At 73.4% G+C, this 19766-nt stretch carries 16 protein-coding genes; 5 read left to right on the top strand and 11 right to left on the bottom strand.

Features of this window, described 5'->3' with window-relative positions:
* Nucleotides 1–428 precede the first annotated feature (428 nt).
* The 3 genes from ACWCQK_RS34100 to ACWCQK_RS34090 all read left to right on the top strand — a co-directional run bounded on the left by ACWCQK_RS34100 (nt 429) and on the right by ACWCQK_RS34090 (nt 5393).
* Complete coding sequence (locus ACWCQK_RS34100) at nt 429–2231, top strand: glycoside hydrolase family 15 protein (protein WP_451161818.1); 1803 nt, start codon at nt 429–431, stop codon at nt 2229–2231.
* A gap of 68 nt (nt 2232–2299) precedes the next feature.
* Nucleotides 2300–3682: an FAD-binding protein gene (locus ACWCQK_RS34095; protein ID WP_451161752.1), complete on the top strand. Its 1383-nt coding sequence runs from the start codon at nt 2300–2302 to the stop codon at nt 3680–3682.
* Between the two features lie 61 nt (nt 3683–3743).
* A complete protein-coding gene (locus ACWCQK_RS34090) occupies nt 3744–5393 on the top strand; it encodes a PucR family transcriptional regulator (protein ID WP_451161750.1) in 1650 nt (549 codons plus the stop codon).
* A gap of 7 nt (nt 5394–5400) precedes the next feature.
* Here the strand turns inward: ACWCQK_RS34090 and ACWCQK_RS34085 are convergent, their stop codons facing one another.
* The 6 genes from ACWCQK_RS34085 to ACWCQK_RS34060 form a co-directional block, all read right to left on the bottom strand.
* Nucleotides 5401–6537 (bottom strand): glycosyltransferase family 4 protein, encoded by a 1137-nt coding sequence (locus ACWCQK_RS34085; protein WP_451161748.1) that lies wholly within the window; start codon nt 6535–6537, stop codon nt 5401–5403.
* Nucleotides 6538–6716: 179 nt separating this feature from the next.
* Entirely contained in the window at nt 6717–7469 is a 753-nt protein-coding gene (locus ACWCQK_RS34080; protein ID WP_451161746.1) for a hypothetical protein, read from the bottom strand.
* 103 nt (nt 7470–7572) lie between these two features.
* On the bottom strand, nt 7573–9324 hold the full coding sequence (gene recN, locus ACWCQK_RS34075; RefSeq protein WP_451161744.1) for a DNA repair protein RecN: 1752 nt from the start codon (nt 9322–9324) through the stop codon (nt 7573–7575).
* Nucleotides 9325–9532: 208 nt separating this feature from the next.
* The gene (locus ACWCQK_RS34070) at nt 9533–10438 is read right to left on the bottom strand and encodes an NAD kinase (RefSeq protein WP_451161742.1); all 906 of its coding nucleotides are present in this window, start codon (nt 10436–10438) and stop codon (nt 9533–9535) included.
* Complete coding sequence (locus tag ACWCQK_RS34065; RefSeq protein WP_451161740.1) at nt 10435–11250, bottom strand: TlyA family RNA methyltransferase; 816 nt, start codon at nt 11248–11250, stop codon at nt 10435–10437. Before ACWCQK_RS34065 ends, ACWCQK_RS34070 begins: the two co-directional genes overlap by 4 nt.
* Before the next feature lie 55 nt (nt 11251–11305).
* Nucleotides 11306–11596 (bottom strand): hypothetical protein, encoded by a 291-nt coding sequence (locus ACWCQK_RS34060; RefSeq protein ID WP_451161738.1) that lies wholly within the window; start codon nt 11594–11596, stop codon nt 11306–11308.
* A 42-nt stretch (nt 11597–11638) separates the two neighbouring features.
* On the opposite strand from ACWCQK_RS34060, the gene ACWCQK_RS34055 reads away from it, so the two are divergent.
* A complete protein-coding gene (locus tag ACWCQK_RS34055; protein WP_451161736.1) occupies nt 11639–11986 on the top strand; it encodes an SCP2 sterol-binding domain-containing protein in 348 nt (115 codons plus the stop codon).
* On the opposite strand, the gene ACWCQK_RS34050 is transcribed toward ACWCQK_RS34055, so the two are convergent.
* The 4 genes from ACWCQK_RS34050 to ACWCQK_RS34035 form a co-directional block, all read right to left on the bottom strand.
* Nucleotides 11970–12854, bottom strand: a complete 885-nt coding sequence (locus tag ACWCQK_RS34050; RefSeq protein WP_451161734.1) for an ABC transporter ATP-binding protein — start codon at nt 12852–12854, stop codon at nt 11970–11972. The genes ACWCQK_RS34055 and ACWCQK_RS34050 overlap by 17 nt on opposite strands.
* A complete protein-coding gene (locus ACWCQK_RS34045) occupies nt 12851–13942 on the bottom strand; it encodes a FecCD family ABC transporter permease (protein WP_451161732.1) in 1092 nt (363 codons plus the stop codon). The genes ACWCQK_RS34050 and ACWCQK_RS34045 overlap by 4 nt, the downstream gene beginning before the upstream one ends.
* Nucleotides 13939–14982, bottom strand: a complete 1044-nt coding sequence (locus tag ACWCQK_RS34040; protein ID WP_451161730.1) for a FecCD family ABC transporter permease — start codon at nt 14980–14982, stop codon at nt 13939–13941. The genes ACWCQK_RS34045 and ACWCQK_RS34040 overlap by 4 nt, the downstream gene beginning before the upstream one ends.
* 192 nt (nt 14983–15174) lie before the next feature.
* Nucleotides 15175–16203 carry an HAD-IIA family hydrolase gene (locus ACWCQK_RS34035; RefSeq protein WP_451161728.1) on the bottom strand — a complete coding sequence of 343 codons (1029 nt, stop codon included), beginning with the start codon at nt 16201–16203 and terminating at the stop codon, nt 15175–15177.
* 71 nt (nt 16204–16274) lie between these two features.
* On the opposite strand from ACWCQK_RS34035, the gene ACWCQK_RS34030 reads away from it, so the two are divergent.
* Nucleotides 16275–17558, top strand: a complete 1284-nt coding sequence (locus tag ACWCQK_RS34030) for a DUF1015 domain-containing protein (RefSeq protein WP_451161726.1) — start codon at nt 16275–16277, stop codon at nt 17556–17558.
* Between the two features lie 84 nt (nt 17559–17642).
* Here ACWCQK_RS34030 and ACWCQK_RS34025 read toward each other — a convergent pair whose 3' ends face one another.
* A complete protein-coding gene (locus tag ACWCQK_RS34025) occupies nt 17643–18569 on the bottom strand; it encodes a hypothetical protein (protein ID WP_451161816.1) in 927 nt (308 codons plus the stop codon).
* Between the last annotated feature and the right edge of the window lie 1197 nt (nt 18570–19766).

Raw genomic sequence — 19766 nt, 5'->3', positions numbered from 1 at the left:
GCGGTTCGGGGGTTTCATGCCCACCGGTCCACGGGCTACCAGGGTATCAGCGCCTGAGAGGGATGGCTTCCGGCCACGCTCTGCGCCCGTGCCGACACGGACGCGCGTCCGTCACGTGGTTCTCACCGGTTACTCACCCGTTCAGCCCAGGCGCGTTACCCGGAGCGGCACGCAGATCATCTACGTGCGTCGTATCCTGCTCGGACACTCGCTGCCGAGCCCGGCCGGACAACACGGCACCACCCCCGTCCGTCATCACCGGAACAACGAGAGCTCGTCAGTTCGTTGACCAACAATCGGCGTTTTGCCTCAAGGCTGAGCGGCTGCTTTGCTTCATCGCTCAGCGACGCATGACCAACCACCCCTTGACCGCACCAGCGACAGCCCCATTTGTGTGGGGTGACGTGGCCGTTCGACTGGAGTTGCACGTGGCCGGGCGCATCGAAGACTACGCACTCATCGGAGACATGCAGACAGCGGCGCTGGTCTGCCGGGACGGCACGGTCGACTGGCTGTGCCTGCCCCGCTTCGACTCGCATGCCATCTTCGCCGGTCTGCTCGGCACCGAGGAACACGGGTTCTGGCGGCTGGGCCCCGCCCACGCCGCCGACGCCCAGCCGCCCACGGCGGCCCGCCGCAGCTACCGCGGCGACTCGCTGATCCTGGAATCCGAGTGGGACACCCCGCGCGGCACGGTCCGGGTCATCGATTTCATGCCCCCGCGCGACGGCGCCCCGCAGCTGATCCGGATCGTGGAGGGTGTCTCGGGCCGCGTCCCGATGCGCTCGGCGCTGCGGATGCGTTTCTCCTACGGCCGCGTCGTGCCGTGGGTGCACAAGCACGAGGGGCGCACGGTCGCCGTGGCGGGCCCGGACTCGGTGTGGTTCGACACCAGCGCCGAGACCTACGGCAAGGCGCTGACGACGTACGCGGACTTCACCGTGGCGCCGGGCGACCGGATCGCGTTCACCATCTCGTGGCAGCCCTCGCACAAGGAGCCGCCGGCGCTGCCGGAGCCGGAACAGTCGCTGGAGGCGACGGAGGAGTTCTGGCGCGAGTGGGTGGAGCACTGTACGTACCACGGGCCCTACCGGGAGGCCGTGGTCCGCTCCCTGATCACGCTCAAGGCCCTCACCTACGCCCCGACCGGCGGTATCGTCGCCGCGCCCACCACCTCCCTCCCGGAGGACATCGGCGGGGTGCGCAACTGGGACTACCGCTACACCTGGCTGCGGGACGCGGCCATCACGCTCTCCTCGCTGCTGCGCACCGGCTACCGCGAGGAGGCCCGCGCCTGGCGCGAGTGGCTGCTGCGGGCCGTGGCCGGCGACCCGGAGAACCTCCAGATCATGTACGGCATCGCGGGCGAGCGCGAGCTCGGCGAGGCCGAGCTGGACTGGCTGCCGGGCTACGAGCGGTCGGCGCCGGTCCGGGTCGGCAACGGCGCCGCGCACCAGCTCCAGCTGGACGTGTACGGCGAGGTCACCGAGGCCCTGCACCTGGCCCACATGACGGGCCTGGCCCGCAACGACTACGCCTCCGTGCTGCAGCTGAAGCTGATCCGCTATCTGGAGGACCACTGGGACGAGCCGGACGAGGGCATCTGGGAGGTGCGCGGCCCGCGCCGCCACTTCGTGCACTCCAAGGTGATGGCCTGGGTCGCCGTCGACCGCACGATCAAGCTCATCGAGTCCGGTGACGCGGACGGCCCGCTGGAGAAGTGGCGCGAACTGCGCGACGACATCCACCGCGACGTGTGCGAGCGGGGCTACGACAAGGAGCGCAACACCTTCACGCAGTCGTACGGCTCGAAGGAGCTGGACGCCTCGCTGCTGCTGATTCCGCAGATGGGCTTCCTGCCCCCGGACGACAAGCGCGTGATCGGCACGATCGAGGCGATCCAGCGGGAGCTGTCCACCTCGGACGGCTTCATCCTGCGCTACCCGACGGACGGCAGCAAGGAAGGCGTCGACGGGCTCCCCGGCGACGAGGGCGCCTTCCTGGCCTGTTCGTTCTGGATGGCGGACGACCTCGCGATGATCGGCCGGGTGGACGAGGCCCGCAAACTGTTCGAACGGCTGCTGGCGCTCCGCAACGACCTGGGCCTGCTCGCGGAGGAGTGGGATCCGCGCCTTCAGCGCCAGGTCGGCAACTTCCCGCAGGCCTTCAGCCACGTCCCGCTGATCGACACCGCGCTGCGACTGACGGCGTCCGGGGCCTACGGAGGCTGAACAGGACCGGCCGGCCGCTCCCTCCTACGCTGGAAGCGACGGATGTCCCTTCCGGGAAGGGGGCGGCCATGGCTCCCCTGTCGAAGGCGGGTGCGGCACTCGCGGCACTGCGCGAGGACCTGGCCGGCGAGGTGTTCGCCCCGGACGACGAGGGCTACGACGAGGCCCGGGCCGTGTACAACTCCATGATCGACCGGCGGCCGGCCGTGATCGCGCGGTGCGTGGACGAGGCCGACGTCGTCCGGGCGGTGCGCTTCGCGCGGGACCTGGACCTGCGGGTCGCGGTGCGCGGCGGCGGACACAGCGTGGCGGGCATGGCCCTCGGTGACGGCGCCCTCGTCGTCGATCTGCGCCGGATGCACGAGGTGACCGTCCATCCCGCGGCCGAGGCGGTACGCGTCGGGGGCGGGGCCACGATGAGCCACCTGGACCGCGCCACCCAGCCCTACGACCTGGCCACGACCGGCGGCCGGGTCTCCAGCACCGGTGTCGGCGGCTTCGTGCTCGGCGGCGGCACGGGCTGGCTGGACCGCTGGTGCGGGCTGGCCGTCGACAATCTGCTGGGCGTCGAACTGGTCACCGCCGACGGCGCCCGGATCCACGCGAACGCCGACGACCACCCGGACCTGTTCTGGGCCCTGCACGGCGGCGGCGGCAACTTCGGCGTCGCCACCGCGCTCACGCTGGAGCTGCACGAACTGCCGCGGTTCTCCGTCGCGCTGCTGACGCATCTGCCCGAGTTCGGCCCCGAGGTCGTCCGCACCTACCGCGAGCTCATCGGGTCCGGCCCGCAGGAGGCGGGCGGCGCCGTGCTGTACCTCACCGGGCCGCCCGCGGAGTTCGTGCCCGCGCGGCTGGTCGGGCGGCTGCTGTGCGTCTCGCTGCTGACCTACGCGGGTCCCGAGGAGGACATGCGCAAGCTCGCCCAGCCGCTGCTGGCGCTGCCGCACGAGTCGGAGGTCGTCACCGCGCTGCCGTACGCCGACTTCCAGTGCATGCTCGACACACCGCCGGGCCGGCGGAACCACTGGTCGGCGGAGTTCCTGGCGGGGCTGCCCGACGAGGCCGTGGACGTCTTCTGCGCCCTCGCCGACACCGAGCCGGTGCCCACCGGCACGCAGCACGCGCTGTTCCCGCAGGGCGGCGCGGTCGCCGCTGGTCCCGCGGAGTTCCCGGTCCCCTTCCGCGACGCGCCGTGGGTGGTGCACCCGTTCGGGGTCTGGACGGACCCGGCGGACGACGAGCGAGCCGTGCGGTGGGTACGGAGCGTCCGCGCGGGCGTCCGGCCGTGGAGCACCGGCGCGGCCTACCTCAACTTCATCGGCGACGAGGGCGCGGAGCGGGTCGAGGCCGGCCTCGGCGCCGCGAACACCCGGCGGCTGGCCGAGGTGAAGCGGCGGTACGACCCGGACAACGTCTTCCGGTTCAACCACAACATCAAGCCGTCCTGAGCGGCGGGCGCCGACCGGGCGGACATGTCGCCGCAACGTCCGCGCGGGTAGCGTCCGTCGCATGGACAGCCGCGCGGACCAGGACCACCGATTCGACAGCCAGGACACCGGGATCACCGTGCGGCGGGCGCTGGAACTGCCGGGGCTGCGCGGCGGGCTGCCGGAGGTCCTCGCGGGCGCCGACCGGCTGCACCGGACCGTGCGCTGGGTGCACGCCGGCGAGGTGCCGAACATCGCCTCCCTGCTCAAGGGCGGTGAGCTGCTGCTCACCACGGGATACGGGCTCGGCACCCGCCCCGCCGACCAGCGGGCGTTCGTGCGCACCCTGGCCGAACGCGGCATCGCGGCCCTGGTCGTCGAGCTCGGCCCGCGCTTCACCCGGCTGCCCGCCACGCTGGTCGAGACCGCGCGGGCGGCCGGGCTTCCGCTGGTCCAGCTGCACCGCGAGGTGCCGTTCGTGGCGGTGACCGAGGAGATCCACACCGAGATCGTCAACGGGCACTACGCGCTGGTGCGGCGGGCGGAGGAGGTGCACCGCCGGTGCACCGAGGCCCTGCTGTGCGGCGGCGGGATCCCCCAGGTCCTGGGCATCCTGGCCGGCTTCAGCGGCAACCCGGTCTTCCTCGAGACGGCGGACGGCCAACTGCTGTACGCCGCCGGGGCGGGACCCGAGGGCACGGATCCGCTCCAGGTGTGGGAGGGACTGCGCGGGCAGCACAAGGACGCGCCGCCGTCGTCGGGCTCGGTGCTCGTCGACGTGCCGGGCGGAGGGCCGGGCACGGGCGCGGTGCGGGCCCGGCTGGTGCTGCTGCCCGTCCTCGGCCCGCTCGCCCCCGTGCACCGCATCGCCGCCGAACGGGCCGCGGGCATCCTGGCCGTGGTGCTGATGCAGGCCCGCCAGGAGGAGGAGCTCGCGGCACGCGGCCGCGGCGACTTCCTGACCGACCTCGCCGAGGGCCGTGTCGCCGCGGTGGACGCCCCCGCGCAGGCCCGGGTGCTGGGCTTCAGGCCGGGCGACGGCCCGCTGCTGCCGATGGTCATGCGGCTGGGTGACGCGCTCTCCCCGGGCGGGGGGTGGGCGGTGCTGGCGCGCGCGGTCGGCGAGGAGCTGGCGTCCGTGGGAGTCCCGGCGCTGCTGGGCGTACGCCCGGTCGAGGGGCGTGTGCCGCTCCTGCTGGGCCTGCGCTCGGAGTCGGATCGCTCGGCGGTGGCCGACCGGGTCGCGGCGGCGCTGCGGGCCGGTGTCGAGCGGGCGGGGATCCAGCGGCCGGGGGCCCGGCCGCCGGTCGTGGTCGTCGGGGTGGCCGGCGGCTGGGCGGCCGCGTCGGCCGGGCTGCGGCACGCGGCGGAGACGGCGACCGCCGCGCAGGGGCTGTCCGACCTTCCCTGGTACGACGCCCGCCGCCTCGACATCGACCTGCTGCTGTGGCGGCTGCGTGACCATCCCGACCTGGCGGCCTTCGTGGACCGCGCGATCGGCCCGCTGCGCGAGCACGACCACCGTTCGAAGCCGCCACTGCTGCCGACCCTGGAGACGTATCTGGCGCACGCCGGCCGCAAGGCGGAGACGGCCCGCGAGCTCCATCTCAACCGTCAGACGCTGTACAACCGGCTCGCCCGTATCGGCGAGTTGCTCGGCACCGACCTGGACGACCCGCAGACGGTCCTGGCGTTGAGCCTGGCCCTGCGGGCGCGCCGGCACGCCCCCTAGACACCCCTCAGATCAGCGGCGTGGGCTGCGTCAACTCGTCGTAGACACACAGCACCTGGGCGACCGTCTCGTCCTCGGTCGGCCAGGTGGCCGTCTGCCGGGTGCCCTTCTCGGCCAGCAGCGCCCGGCGCCCGGGGTCGCCGAGCAGTCCGACGACGGCGTCGGCGAGGGCGCCCGCGTCGCGGTACGGCACGAGTTCGGCGGCGTCGCCGACGAGTTCGGGGATGCCGCCGGCCCGGGCCGCGACGAGCGGCACGCGCGCGTGCAGGGCCTCCTGGGCGAGCACGGAACGCGATTCCGCCCGGCCCGGCAGCAGCGCGAGATCCGCGGCGGCGATCAGGTCGCCCACGTCGTCGCGCCGCCCGACGAGCCGCACCGGCAGCCCCTCGTCCTCGATCCGGCGCTGGAGCACCGCCCGCAGCGGGCCCTCGCCCGCCACGACCACCAGCGGCACGGGGTCCAGCCCGCGCCACGCGCGCGCGGCGTCCAGCAGCACCTCGTACCCGCGGTGCGGGTCGAGGGAGCCGACGGCCATCAGCAACGGCCGGCCGATGGCGCCGAGCTCGGCCCGGATCTTGGGGTGGCGCCGGTCGGGATCGTCGGCCTCGGCCGGGCCGGCCGGCGCGGGCAGGGCCACGGCGGCGAGCCGCGCGTCCCGGGCGCCGGTGTGCCGGGCCCGGTCCACGAGGGCCGAGGTGGTGCCGAGCACCACGGTGGCGGCCCTCACCACCCGGCGCTCCAGCAGTCGCACGAGATGGGCGCGCGCGCCCTCGGCGTACGCGCGGTCGTGCCAGGTGACGACCAGCGGGGTGCTGCGCCCGCTGAGCGCGAGCACGGCCCGGAAGGAGGCGTGCAGCCCGTGCGCGTGCACCAGGTCGGCGTCCGCGCAGGCCGCCCGGAGCGCGGCGACCGAACCCGGGTCGCTGCTGCGCGGCACGTGCACGTGCTCGGCGCCGGCGCCCGTGAAGTCGTAGAGGTGATCGGCCTCGACGGGAGCGCACACGGTGACCCGCACGCCCCGGGCGGCGAGCCCCGCGGTCAGGGAGCGCACGTGCGCGCTGCTGCCGGCGTTGCCTCCGCCCAGCACCTGCACGGTGCGCAGCGGCGACTGGCCGTGCGGCGAGGGGCTGCTGACGGGGCTCACGTGGCCGGGGGCTCCTGGTTCGGCGTCGGAAGGTCACGACGAAACGTACAGAAGGAACGGGCACGGAGGGGGTACCGCGCGGGATCCCCCCCATGTCCTACGTCAAGGATGCCAGCACGTACGGGTGTTCCGGGAACCGGAGGCGGCCGGGCCCCTCCCGACACGACCGCGCGGGTCACTCACACGAGTGAACGCGCCGCCTCGCTGACCCGGTCGCCGCAGACCGCGGCGGCCACGACGGCGACGGCGTGGGCGATCAGCCCGGCCCGGCCGTTCGCGGCGACGACGGCGGTCCCGAGAACGGCGCCCAGCGCGTGCGCCCCGCAGTCCCCGATCATCGCGCGTTCCCCGAGATCGTCGGGCAGCACGGCCGCGGCGGCGCCCACCGCGACGGCGGCCAGGTCCGCCCCGGGACCCCGGCGCAGCAGTCCGGGCGCGGCGAGGAGCAGCACCGCGCCGGCGGCCCTCCCCGGCCGGACGTCCACGAGGTTGACGAAGTGCGCGGCACCGGCGATCACGATCCCCGCGAGCACCTTGTCCGCCGGCCGCTCTTCGAACAGCGCGCCGGCGACGAGCCCGGCGCCCGCGATGCCGCACAACTTGACCGTGCCGCTGGTGACTTCGCCGTCCCGCAGCGCCCGCAGATGCGCCCGGAAACCACGACGGTCGTCCCCGGCCACGTCGTCGTACGCCCCGCAGAGACCGGCGGCCGCCACGGCGAGTCCGGCGGCCGGCCGGACGCGCGCGGCCCCGACGGCGGCCGCCAGGGCGCTCGCGGGCCCGGCGTACAACTCCACGGTCCGCCCGGCGTGGTTCGTCCGCTCCCAGCGGACCCGCCCGCCCGGTGCCCGGGAGCGCAGCGCTGTCGCCGCGGCCCGGGTGAGCGCGGCGGCGAGGGCGAACGAGCTGGTCCTGCGCATGCCGTCGGTCATCCCGTCACTCTGAGGACCCGCCCCGCGCCCTTCGCGGGCGCGGGGGACCACACGACCGGCCGCGGCCGGTCCGCGCGGCGGCCGGGCTCGTCCGGCACGGCTCTCAGCCGTCCGCCCGGGCCGTCGCCAGCAGCTCCTCGGCATGGGCCCGCGCCGTCTCCGAGTCCTCCTGGCCGGCCAGCATCCGGGACAGCTCCCGGATCCGGTCCTCGCCTTCGAGCACCTTCACACCGGAGCGGGTCACCGACCCGTCGTTGGTCTTCTCGACCAGCAACTGCCGGTCGGCGAAGGCCGCCACCTGCGGCAGATGGGTCACGACCACGACCTGCGCGCTCTTCGCGAGCCGCGCCAGCCGCCGCCCGATCTCCACCGCCGCCTTGCCGCCGACACCGGCGTCGACCTCGTCGAAGAGGTACGTCGGCACGGGATCCGTCCCGGCGAACACCACCTCGACCGCCAGCATCACGCGCGAGAGCTCACCCCCGGACGCGCCCTTGGCGATGGGCCGCGGCGGGGCGCCCGGGTGCGGGGCCAGCAGCAGTTCCACCTCGTCGACACCGGACGGCCCGTAGGCGACGGCGCGGCCGCCGACCTCGACGCCCTCCGGGTCCTCCGTCTGCCGGAGCTCGAACGACACGCGCGCGTGGGGCATGGCCAGCGAGGCCAGCTCGGCGGTCACGGCGGCCGCGAACCGCTCGGCCGCCTCCGCCCGCGCGTCCGTCAACGCCTGCGCGAGTCCGCCCAGTTCGACCCGCAGAGCGTCCCGCTCGGCGGTCAGCTCGCCGATCCGGTCGTCGTCGCCGTCCAGCTCGATCAGCCGTGCGGCGCCCTGCTCGGCCCACGCGATCACGGACGCCGTGTCCTGGCCGTCGCGGCCGTACTTCCGGGTCAGCGCGGTGAGCGCCGCCCGGCGCTCCTCCACGGCCGACAGCCGCAGCGGATCGGCGTCCAGATCGTCCGCGTACCCCGCCAGTTCCCCGGCCACGTCGCCCAGCAGGATCCCGATCTCCCCGATCCGGTCGGCGAGCGCCGCCAGCGCCGGATCGTGCGACCGTACGGCCTCCAGGGCCCGCTGCGCGCCCGCCACGAGCGTCGCGGCGTCGATGCCCTCCGGGTCCTCCGGGTTGCCCGCGAGAGCGGCGTGGGCGGCCGTGGCGGCCGACGACAGCGCCTCCGCGTGCCCGAGCCGCTCCGCCTCCTCCGCCAGCTCCACGTCCTCACCGGCGCGCGGCTCGACGCCGGCGACCTCGTCGAGGCCGTAGCGCAGCATGTCGGCCTCCTGGGCCCGCTCGCGCGCACGGGTGACGATCTCGTCGAGCTCCACGGCCACCGCCCGCAGCCGCCGGTAGGCCTCCGTGTACTTGGCGAGCGGCCCCGCGACCGCGTCGCCCGCGTACCGGTCGAGCGCCTGCCGCTGCCGCGAGAGCTTCAGCAGCCCCTGCTGGTCGGTCTGCCCGTGCACCGCCACCAGCTCGTCGGCGAGCTCCGCGAGCACCCCGACGGGCACGCTGCGTCCGCCCAGATGGGCCCGTGACCGGCCCTCGGCGGAAACGGTACGGCTGATCAGCAGGGCCCCGTCGTCGAGCTCGGCCCCCGCCTCCTCCGCCCGGAGCATCGCGGCCCCGTGCTCGGGGACGGTGATCCGTCCCTCCACGACCGCGTTCTTCGCCCCGATCCGCACGAGCGCCGGGTCCGCGCGCCCGCCGAGCAGCAGTCCCAGACTGGTGACCACCATCGTCTTGCCCGCGCCCGTCTCACCGGTGACCGCGGTGAACCCGGGCGACAGCTCGACGACAGCGTCGTCGATGACTCCGAGCGACCGTATCCGCATCTCCTCCAACACGGACACGACCATACGAGGTCCGGGGGACGGTGTGCGACGGCACCCGCCCCCGTTGTGCGAAGCCGCAGGTGGAGGCGAGCGGATCGTGCGCTTTTGTCACCCGGCCGAGTGCACCGGCCCCGGGGCCGCGGGGAACCGGGCGGCGGGCCGCGGGGGACCCGGCGGCGCGCCGCCACACCCGCGCGGCCGCCGCCGGTACCCCGTCACCCTGCGCGAACCGCTACGGCCGGGCCCCGCGCCACCCGGAGACGGGCAGCGCGAACTTGGCCACCAGCCGGTCCGTGAACGAGGCGTGATGCAGCCGGGCCAGCCGCACCGGCACCGACCCGCGCCGCACCTCCACCCGCGCGCCCGGCGGCAGCTCCACGGTCCGCCGTCCGTCGCACCACAGCACGCCGGGCGGGACGTGCGGCAGCATCTCGACCGCCAGCACGGAGTCCGGCGAGGTCACCAACGGCTTCGCGAACAGCGCGTGCGCGCTGATCGGCACCATCAGCAGCGCCTCCACCTCCGGCCACACCACGGGGCCGCCCGCCGAGAAGGCGTACGCCGTCGACCCGGTCGGCGTCGACAGGACGATCCCGTCGCAGCCGAACCCGGTCACCGGCCGCCCGTCGATCTCCAGCACGACCTCGAGCAGTTTCTCGGCGGACACCTTCTGCACGGCGGCCTCGTTCAGGGCCCAGTCCGTGTGCACGATGTCGCCGTTGCGGTGCACGACGACGTCGACGGTCATCCGCTCCTCGACCTCGTACGCCTTGGTCACCACCCGGTCGACGACCTTGTCGAGGTCGTCGCGCTCGGCCTCCGCGAGGAAGCCGACGCTGCCGAGGTTCACGCCGAGCATCGGCACCCCGGACGCCCGCGCGAACTCGGCGCCGCGCAGCAGCGTGCCGTCACCGCCGAGGACGATGAGCAGTTCACACCCCTCCAGGCACTGCGGGGTGGCCTCCTTGACGAGCTCCACCTCCGCCGGCAGCGGCAGGTCGCGCGCCTCGGCCTCCAGGACGCGCACGCCGATACCTGACTGCAACAGCCCCTTGACCACGAGTTCGGCACTGCGGATGGCCGCGGGCCGCCCGGTGTGGGCGAGCAGGAAAACAGTACGCGCTCGGTTCTGTGTCAACGCGGCCCCTCCGCCACTGCACGGTCAACGTCGGCCGGGTCCAGTTCGGGAGCTCCGGCCCGCAGCCACAGAAAGTACTCGACGTTGCCCGAGGGCCCGGGCAGCGGGCTCGCGGTGACCCCCCGCACCCCGAGTCCGAGCTCCCACGCCTTCCCGGCCACGCCCCGCACGGCGTCCGCCCGCAGCTGCGGACTCCGTACGACACCCCCGCTCCCCAGCCGTTCCTTCCCCACCTCGAACTGCGGCTTGACCATCATCACCAGGTCGGCGTCCGGCTTCACGCACCGCGCCAGGGCCGGCAGCACCAGCCCCAGCGGGATGAAGGACAGATCGCCCACGACTAGATCCACAGGTTCCCCATCGATCGCTTCAAGCGTCAACTCGCGTACGTTCGTACGGTCCTTGACGGTGACGCGTTCATCACTCTGTAGAGACCACGCGAGTTGGCCGTACCCGACGTCGACGGCGACGACGTGCGCGGCTCCCGCCCGCAGCAGCACGTCGGTGAAGCCGCCCGTGGACGCGCCGGCGTCCAGCGCCCGCCGCCCCTCGACGGCCAGGCCCTGCGGCACGAAGGCGGCGAACGCCCCGGCGAGCTTGTGGCCGCCGCGCGAGACGTACTCGGGGTCGCCGTCGTCGGTCGCGACGACGATCGCCGCCGCGGTCTCCACCTGCGTGGCGGACTTGGTCGCGACGGTCTTGTCGACGGTCACCCGGCCCGCGGCGATCAGCTGGCTCGCGTGCTCGCGCGAGCGCGCCAGCTTCCTGCGGACCAGCTCCGCGTCCAGCCGGCGGCGTGCGACTCCTGCCACGTTCGGTTCAGCTCCTCGTCCCGTACGTCGATTGAAAGGTGCGACCCGAAGGATCTCATTGCGGGGCGGTCGGGCGGGGGGCGGGAGCCGGGGCTCCGGGGCGGGCGTCGAGCGCGGTGAGCGCGTCGCGCAACCCCCGGTGCACCTCCTCGTACACCTCGACATGTCCGTCGGTGGTGAGGTGATCGGCGTCACCGAGGCGCTCCAGCAGGGCGTCGACCTCGGGGTGGCCGGTGGCGGTGCGGGACACGTCCAGCGGAGCGGGAGCGGCGGGGTCGTACGCGGGCCCGTCCTGCGGAACCGTCGCTTCCGTCCGGGGTCCGGCCTCGGGCACTGAGTCGCTCATGCCCCGACGCTACCCCGAACCGCTGCGGTACCGTCGATCACCATGGCGACCATCGAGGAGTGCCGCACCGCGCTCGAGAAGCTCTCCGACAACATGGGAGGCGCCGAGGGCGACGTCCGCGCGGCCGTCGCCCTGGACCGTTCCGTGAGCTGCCGTATCACCGACCTGGACGTCACCTTCGCCGGCCGGCTCACCGACGGCCGGATCGAGGTGCTCGACACCTTTCCCGGCCCACCGCGCGAGAAGGCCGAGATCCGGCTGGCCATGACCGGCGACGACCTGGTGGCACTGGTCGCCGGCCGGCTGAACTTCGCCAAGGCGTGGGGCTCGGGCCGGGTGAAGCTGGAGGCGGGTCTGGTCGACCTGTTCCGGCTCAGGAAGCTGTTGTAGCCGAAGCCGCCCCGGAGACGGCGGCCTTCGCCCCGTTACGCGCCCTGCGGGCCGCCGGCACCACCAGCGGCGTCCCCGTCTCCGGATCGTCGATGACCTGGCAGCGCAGCCCGAAGACCTCCTCGACCAGCTCGGCCGTGACGACCTCGCCGGGCGCGCCCTGGGCGACGACCCGCCCGCCGCGCAGCGCGATGAGATGGGTGGCGTACCGGGCCGCGTGGTTGAGGTCGTGCAGCACGGCGACCAGCGTGCGCCCCTGCTCCTCGTGGAGTTCGGCGCACAGGTCGAGGACGTCGATCTGGTGCTGGATGTCCAGGTACGTCGTCGGCTCGTCGAGCAGCAGCAGCGGCGTCTGCTGGGCGAGGGCCATCGCGATCCACACGCGCTGGCGCTGGCCGCCGGACAGCTCGTCGACGTAGCGGTCGGCGAGTTCGGCGACGCCGGTGCGCGCCATGGACTCCTGTACGACCCGCTCGTCCTCGGTGGACCACTGGCGCAGGATGCCCTGGTGCGGGTAACGGCCGCGGCCGACCAGGTCGGCGACGGTGATCCCGTCCGGCGCGATCGACGACTGCGGCAGCAGGCCCAGGGTGCGGGCCACCTTCTTCGCGGGCATCGACTGGATCACCTGCCCGTCGAGCAGCACCCGGCCCTCGCTCGGCTTCAGCATCCGCGACAGCGCCCGCAGGAGCGTCGACTTGCCGCACGCGTTCGGGCCGACGATCACCGTGAAGGAGTTGTCGGGGATCTCCACCGACAGCTGTTCGGCGATGACACGCTGGTCGTAGGCGAGGGTGACGTTCTGTGCGGACAGGCGGTTCACGGTGCTCCTCGGGTTGTTCAGTCCGCTGACGGGGTGGGGGCTCATATCCGGCCCGCTCTGCGCTCGGTGACCAGCAGCCACAGCAGGTAGACACCGCCGAGCACACCGGTGACCACGCCCACGGGCAGTTGTTCGGCGCCGAAGGCCCGCTGCGAGGCCAGGTCGGCGGTGACCAGGAGGGCGGCGCCCATGCACAGGGACGGCACCAGGTTCGGGCCGGGCGAGCGGGTCAGCCGCCGGGCGAGCTGCGGCGCGGTGAGCGCCACGAAACTGACGGGGCCCGCCGCGGCGGTCGCGGTCGCGGTGAGCAGGACGGCGGCCACCATCAGCAGCAGCCGTACGCGCTCCACGCGCACGCCGAGGGCGTGGGAGACGTCGTCGCCCATCTCCGTCATCCGCAGTCCGCGGGCGTTGGCGAGGACGAGCGGGACGAGCACCGCGCACAGCGCGAGCAGCGGCCAGACCTGCTCCCAGTCACGGCCGTCGAGGGACCCGGTCATCCAGACGACGGCGCGGGCCGCGTCCACGATGTCGGACTTCGTGAGCAGATAGCCGTTGACCGCGGTCACCACGGCGGACACGCCGATGCCGACCAGCACCAGCCGGTAACCGTGGACGCCCTGCTTCCAGGACAGCAGGTAGATGGCCAGACCGGTCACCAGACCGCCCACGAGGGCGCCGACGGTGACCTGGGTGGCACTCCCGGACATCAGCACGATCACGACGAGCGCGCCGGCCGTCGCGCCCTGGCCGAGGCCGAGCACGTCCGGGCTGCCCAGCGGATTGCGGGAGATGGACTGGAACAGGGCACCGCCGAGCCCGAGCGAGGCGCCCACCAGGAGTCCGACCAGGACCCGGGGCAGCCGTAGCTCGTTGACGATGAACTCCTGCCCGGCGGTGCCGTCGCCCATCAGCGTCCTGAGCACGTCGCCGGCCGGGATGGGGAAGTCGCCGGTGCCGATCAGCACGACGCTCGCGGCGAGCGCGACCGCCAGCAGCAGCACGACGACGACACACGCGCGGACGTCCAGCCGGAGGGAGAACCCGCCCGCGGTACGCAGCGCACGGGTGGCCCGCTTCCCCCCGGGGGCCGTCGTCCTGTCGGCCTTGGTGGTCTTCGGTGCGGTTCTCACAGCTGCGCCGTCCTCCGCCGTCGTACGAGAAAGATGAAGACCGGCCCGCCGATGAGCGCGGTGACGATGCCGACCTGGAGCTCCGAGGGCCGCACGACGACCCGGCCGACGACATCCGCGCCGAGCAGCAGCACGGGCGAGAGGATCGTGGCGTACGGCATGATCCAGCGCATGTCGGGCCCGGTGAAGGACCGCACCACGTGCGGGACCATCAGTCCGACGAACACGATGGGGCCGCAGGCGGCGGTCGCCGCGCCGCACAGCACGGTGGCGGCCAGCATGGACAGCGCCCGGGTGCGGTTGAGATGGGCGCCCAGCGCCTTGGCGGTGTCGTCGCCCATGGCCATGGCGTTGAGCGGCCGGGCGAGCGCGAGAGCGAGGACCGTGCCGGCCGCGAAGAACGGCAGGACCTGGGTGATGGTCGAGTCGGTCGCCGACGACAGCGATCCGACCGTCCAGAACCGCATCCTGCCCAGCGCCGCGTCATCCATGATCATCACGGCCTGGACATAGCCGTAGAGCGCGGCGCTGATCGCGGTGCCGGCGAGCGCGAGCCGCACCGGCGTGGCGCCCCGGCTGCCGCCGAGGAACCAGACCAGCACGCCGACGGCGGCGGCGCCGCAGAAGGCGAACCACACATAGCCGCTGAGGCTGGTGACACCGAAGTAGGTGATGGCGGTGACGACCGCGGCGGACGCGCCCGCGTTGATGCCGAGCAGCCCGGGGTCGGCGAGCGGGTTGCGGGTGAGCGCCTGGAGGACGGCCCCCGACAGGCCGAGCCCCGCACCGGCGAGCAGCCCGAGGAGCGTCCGCGAGAGCCGCTCGTCGACCACGACGTCGCCGTACGTGCCCGTGTTCGCGAACAGGCCGTGCCAGACCTGCGCCAAGGAGAGCTCTTTCGCCCCGATCGCGATACTCGCCGACGCGACGAGCACCAGGACCGCCACGGAGACGGGGAGCCCGAGGCTGCGTATCGCCCGGCGGTTGGGGGGCGCGGGGGCGGTCTCCGCGCGCTGTTCAGGAGGACTGTCGACCAACACCTGGTTAGGTTAGCCTACCCTCGCATTCGCCAGGGAGGCTGGTCACGGCCCCCACCTGGGCCGTCGGCACCAGGCATGTCGAAACCGGGGTTGTCGGAAGGATCCCCGGCACCGGGGAAGCGTGTCACCCCGTCACCCGGAAGGCGCGACACGCCTCTTCTTCCCCACCGCGACGCGCGGCCCCGCCCCGGCTCACAACCCCAGCCGCGCCAGCGCCTTCCCGCCGTCCAGCCCGCACGAACCCTCACCGGCCGCCGTCCAGGCCGCCGCGCACAGCGCGCGCAGCCCGTCCAGGGCCACTCCGTCGCCCGTCAGTTCCAGCCGCTCCGGGCCGGCCGTGGCCGTCCAGCCGCCGCACCGGAACCCCTCACCCGCCTCGGCGACCTCCGGCTGCCCGGCCAGCAGCCCCCGCAGATCCGCGTCCACATACGTCGGCCGGTGCCGCGGCGGCGCGGCGAGCAACTGCGCGCCGTCCGTCACGCCGGTCAGTACGAGCAGCGAGTCGACGTCCCCGTTGAACGCGCCCTCGATGTCGGTGTCGAGCCGGTCCCCCACCACCAGCGGCCGCTCGGCGCCGGTCCGCAGGACCGTCTCCCGGTGCATCGGCGGCAGCGGCTTGCCCGCCACCTGCGGCTCGGCGCCCGTCGCGATCCGGACGACCTCGACCGCCGCCCCGTTGCCCGGCGCGATCCCCCGCGCGCTGGGAATCGTCAGATCGGTGTTGGACGCGAACCAGGGCACCCCGCGCGCGATGGCGTACGACGCCTCCGCGAACCGCGCCCACGCCAATTCAGGCCCGCCGTACCCCTGCACCACGGCCACCGGATCGTCGTCGGCGGACTCCACGGGCTCCAGCCCGCGCTCGCGCAGCGCGACCCGCAGCCCCTCCCCGCCGATGACCAGCACCCGGGAACCCTCGGGCACCTGCTCACTGATCAGCCGCGCCACCGCCTGCGCCGAGGTGATGACGTCGTCCGCGCCGGTCGGGATCCCCAGCGCGGTCAGATGTGCGGCGACCGCCTGCGGCGTGCGCAACGCGTTGTTCGTGACGTACGCCAGATGCATGCCGCCCGCTCGGGTGGTGGCGAGCGACTCGACCGCGTGCGCGATCGCGTTCCCGCCCGCGTACACCACCCCGTCCAAGTCCAGCAGCGCCGTGTCGTACGCCTCGCTCAGGGCCTGCCCACAGCCCTCGGGCCTCGTCCTGACGCTCCGGCTCATTCCGCATCGCTCCTCGTTCGGTCCCTTTCCCCGATCATCCCTCATGCCACCGACACACGTACGATGCCTGGATGAACACTGCAGGTCACTCGGAAGCAATGGCGCCCCGAGGCCTGGAACTCACCCCGTTCCGAGGTCTGCGCTACGACCCCGCCCGAGTCGGCAGCCTGGCCGCCGTGACGTCACCCCCGTACGACGTCGTCGTACGGCCCGACGGCGTGTACCACCTCCAGTCGGCCGACCCCCACAACATCGTCCGGCTGATCCTCCCGCAGGACACCACCCCCAGCGCCCGCAACGAACGGGCGGCCGACACCCTGCGCAGCTGGCTGGACGAGGGCATCCTGGCCGCGGACCCCGAACCCGGCCTGTACGTCTACGAACAGCGCGACGGCGGCGATCTGCTCCAGCGCGGCCTCATCGGCGCCCTGCGCCTGACCGAGCCGTCGGAGGGCGTGGTCCTGCCGCACGAGGACGTCATGCCGCACATCGTCGAGGACCGCGCCGCCCTGATGCGCGCCACCTCCGCGAACCTCGAACCCCTGCTGCTCACCTATCACGGCAACGGCGCCACGGCCGAGGTCATCGAACGCACCGCCGAAAAGCCCGCGCTCCTGTCGACGACCACGGAGGACGGCCTCCGCCACCGGCTCTGGGCGATCACCGACCCCACCGACCTGGCGTGCGTCCAGACCGACATGTCCAAGCACCAGGCCCTGATCGCCGACGGTCACCATCGCTGGGCGACGTATCTGCGTCTACGCGCGGAGCACCCCTCCCCCGGCCCCTGGGACTACGGCCTGGTCCTCCTCGTCGACACGCTCCGTTACCCCCTGCGCGTCCGCGCGATCCACCGCCTCCTGCACACCCTGCCGGTCGCCGAGGCCCTGACCGCGCTCGACGGCCGCTTCCGGGTCCGCCGCCTGCACGTCCCGCTGCCGGACGCCCTCAAGCGGCTCGCGGACGCGTCGTGCGAGGGCAACGCCTTCCTGCTGGCCGGCGACGGCGCCTTCCACCTCATCGACCGCCCTGATCCGGAACTCCTGGCCCGTACGGTTCCGGCCGACTTCCCGGCGGCCTGGCGCACCCTGGACGGCACCGTCCTGCACGCCACGCTCCTCGACCACGTGTGGCACATCCCCGAGGACTCCCCCGCCCACATCGCCTACATCCACGACACGGCCGCCACGGTCGAGAAGGCGGAACGCGACGGCGGTACGGCCGTCCTCATGCACCCGGTCCGCGAGGAGGTCGTCCGCGACCTCGCCCGCCAGGGCGTCACCATGCCCCGCAAGTCGACGTCGTTCGGCCCGAAGCCGGCGTCGGGCCTGGTGCTGCGCACGCTGGACTTCTGACCCGGACAGCGGACAGCGGACAAAGCGAAGGGCGGGACCCCGTCACCGGGGTCCCGCCCTCACTCACTCACTCACTCGCGTGGCTCAGTCCTTGTCGTCGGACTTCGCGTCATCGGACTTCGCGTCGCCGGACTTCGCGTCGCCGGACTTCGCGTCGCCGGACTTCGCGTCGCCGGACTTCGGGTCATCAGACTTCGCGTCCTCGAACTCCTCGTCGTCCTGCTCACCGTCGTAGTCGTCGTCATAGCCGCCGTCCTCGTCGAGGTCGTCCTCGTCGAGATCATCGTCGTCAACGCCATCGACGTCATCGCCATCGACGGCGGTGTCCGCCGCGGCGACGTCCCCCGTCGCGTCATCGCGCTCGTCACCGTCGCCGTCAGCGTCGTCGCCATCGCCGAGGACGTCGACGAACTCGACCCCGTCCAGCTCGGCGAGCCGGTCGGAGGCGTCCGTGCTCCCGTCCCGGTCGGCCTCGACGGCCTTCGCGAACCACTCACGTGCCTCGCTCCGCCGGTCCGCCTCGAGCAGCGCGTCGGCGTACGCGTACCGCAGCCGCGCGGTCCACGGCTGTACGGAATTGGCTGCGAGCTCGGGGCTCTGCAACGTCACGATGGCCGCGTCGAGCTGACCCATGTCACGCCGAGCCCCGGCCGCGACGAGCCGCATCTCGACCTGACCGGCCTTGTCGAGCTTGTGCACCTCGGAGGCGCCGGCCATGTCGAGAGCCTTCTCCGGCCGCCCGAGCCCACGCTCGCAGTCGGCCATGACGGGCCACAGCTCGACGGAACCGGTCATCCGACGCGCGGCGCGGAACTCGGCGAGCGCCTCGCTGTACTTCTGGTTCGCGTACGCGGCGAACCCGGCCGCCTCACGCACGGCGGCGACACGGGACGCGAGCCGCAGAGCGATCTTGGAGTAGGCGTAGGCGCCCTCCGGGTCCTCGTCGATCAGCCGCGCGACCATCACCAGGTTCTTGGCGACATCCTCCGCGAGCGTCTTCGGCAGACTCAGCAGCTCCTGGCGTACGTCCGCGTCGATCTCGTCACCGGTGACGTCCTCGGCGATCGGCAGCCGCTTGATCGGCTCCCGGTCCCTGTCCCGCTCGTCACGGAAGCGTCCGCCGCCGGGGCCGGCGCCGCGCCGGTCGTCGCGTCGGTCGTCGCGGCCACGGAAGCCACCGGGACGACCGGAACGGTCGTCATCACGGCGGGGACCACGGCTGCCGCTGTCGTCCCGGCCGCGGAAACCACCGCGATCACTCCGGCTGTCGTCACGACGGCCGTAGCCACCACGGTCGTCACGGCGCTCGTCACGACGGAAGTCACCACGATCGCCACGGTTGTCGTCACGCCGGAAGTCACCACGATCGCCACGGTTGTCGTCACGACGGAAGGCGGGACGGTCGCCTCGGTCATCGCGCCGGAAGGGAGGCCGCTCACCACGGTCGTCACGACGGAAGGGAGGACGGTCACCGCCGTCACGACGGTCATCGCGCCGGTCGTCACGCCGGTCGTCGCGCTGGAAAGCGGGACGGTCACCACGGTCATCACGACGGTCGTCGCGCCGGTCATCACGACGGAAGGCGGGACGGTCACCGCGGTCGTCGCGGCGGTCATCACGGCGCTCGTCACGACGGAAGTCACCACGATCGCCACGGTTGTCGTCACGCCGGAAGGCGGGACGCTCACCGCGGTCATCGCGCCGGAAGGCGGGACGGTCGCCTCGGTCATCGCGCCGGAAGGGAGGCCGCTCACCACGGTCGTCACGACGGAAGGGGGGACGATCGCCGCCGTCACGGCGGTCATCGCGCCGGTCGTCACGACGGAAGGTCGGGCGGTCGCCACGGTCATCCCGACGCGGCGCACCGGAACGGTCGTCGCGTCGGCCGTAACCACCACCACGGTTGTCGTCACGACGGCCGTAACCGCCGCCGCGCTCTCCGCCGCGGTCGTCACGACGGAAGGGGGGACGGTCGCCGCGGTCGTCGCGGCGCGGCCCGCCGGAACGGTCGTCACGCTGGAACGCCGGCCGCGCACCCCGGTCACCGTCACGACGGTCATCACGCCGGTCGTCACGACGGAAGGGAGGACGGTCACCGCGGTCGTCACGACGCGGCCCGCCGGAACGGTCGTCACGCTGGAACGCCGGCCGCGCACCCCGGTCACCGTCACGACGGTCATCACGCCGGTCGTCACGACGGAAGGGAGG

The sequence above is a fragment of the Streptomyces sp. NPDC002306 genome, assembly GCF_053593435.1.
This window is presented reverse-complemented; position numbering and strand designations above follow the sequence as displayed.